Origin of the sequence: Pseudoalteromonas sp. S2755 (assembly GCF_005886535.1) — a bacterium.
Lineage (GTDB): Bacteria > Pseudomonadota > Gammaproteobacteria > Enterobacterales > Alteromonadaceae > Pseudoalteromonas.
Genome location: NZ_PNDS01000206.1, coordinates 1 through 1,519 on the forward strand (window position 1 = coordinate 1; position 1,519 = coordinate 1,519).

Sequence of the window (1,519 nt, forward strand, 5' to 3'; positions counted from 1 at the left end):
ATTCACCTGACAATTCCAGTTACAATTCCATATAGTACTCCGCCGAGCCTCCTTGTAGTTGGTCTATAAACCACAATCGTCGCTGCGCAAAAGAAACTGGCTGGATACTTGATGTACGCGCCATCGCTTCTACAGCTGGACGCACGTCACTGCCTTGGCTCTGATTGATGCGTGTCGCAAGCGCTGCCAAATTCTCCGCATCAAATACCGCCTGTACTGGCAGCGCTACGGCAAACTGCTGTCTTATTTCTGACATTAAGCGAATGCTCAGTAGCGAGTGGCCCCCTAGTGTTAAGAAGTTCGCCGTGGTGCTGATTGTATCGCTCGGTATATTCAGTAAGGCTGACCAAATATCAACTAACTTTTGCTCCACTTCTGTTACCGGTGCTACATACTCTCCTTGCAGTGCACTGCCTTCTGGCTCTGGTAAGGCTTTTCTGTCTACTTTACCATTGGCCGTTAATGGCCATTCATCCACAACAACTAAGAAGCTCGGCACCATATAATCTGGGAGCGTTACTGCTAACTTACTTTTTATATCTTTGACCAATCCGTGCTTTGCCTCTTTATCCAGCACCTGATTTGACTTGATATAACCAACTAACTGTACACTGTCAGCCCACTTCAGGGTTTTCACCAACACCGAATCTACCCCAGGTTGCTGAGCTAACTGCACTTCAACTTCCCCAAGCTCTATTCTAAAACCACGGATCTTAACTTGATCATCTGTACGACCTATAAAGGCTAGATTACCCCCCTCTAAGTAACGTACTAAATCGCCGGTACGATATAAGCGGCTCGGACTATGTGGATCACTCGATAAATAATACGGATTATCAACAAAGCGTTCAGCGGTGAGCTCAGGACGATTCAAATACCCCCGCGCCAAACCATCACCACCGACATACAATTCACCAACACACCCTTGTGGGACCAAACTTCCATTTGGACCGAGTATTAATGCGTGATCTGTTGCAAGCTTTTGACCAATCGGCACAAGCGCTAAGGTATGCGGATTTGCAAAAGTATACGTCGTTGAGAATGTGGTATTCTCTGTTGGACCATAACCATTTATCAGCGTCACGTGCGGTAGCTGTGCCTGAACACGGTGGATTGCAGCAGGATCTAATACATCCCCTCCAGCCAATACTTGTTGCAGCGGTGATGTCGATGGTAAGGCTAGAGACCACTCTCGAAATAAGCCTGCAGTTAGCCATAGCGTGTTCACGCCGTAATGTTCAACAGCTTGGTTCAGTGCCTCTACCTCTATATATCCGTGAGGATACAATACAACCTGACCACGATTCAGTAAGGGTCCCCATAACTCTAACGTCGCCGCATCAAATGCAATGTTCGCACTTTGCAGCATGACGGTTTCAGCACTTAACTCCATAAAAGACTGCTCGATTACCAGCCTCGCAACTGCAACATGAGGTGTCATGACGCCTTTCGGCTGCCCTGTCGAGCCAGAGGTATAAATGACATAGGCTAAGCACGCTGCAGTCAATCCACTCTCTGG

The 1,519-nt window shown here is 47.6% G+C and carries 1 protein-coding gene; it reads right to left on the reverse strand.

Annotation, left to right across the window (positions count from 1 at the left end; all coding sequences use genetic code 11):
- Window positions 1-19: 19 nt before the first annotated feature.
- Window positions 20-1,519, reverse strand: a 1,500-nt coding sequence (locus CWC03_RS22790; RefSeq protein ID WP_138583791.1) for a non-ribosomal peptide synthetase, incomplete at its 5' end; no start/stop codon positions are given.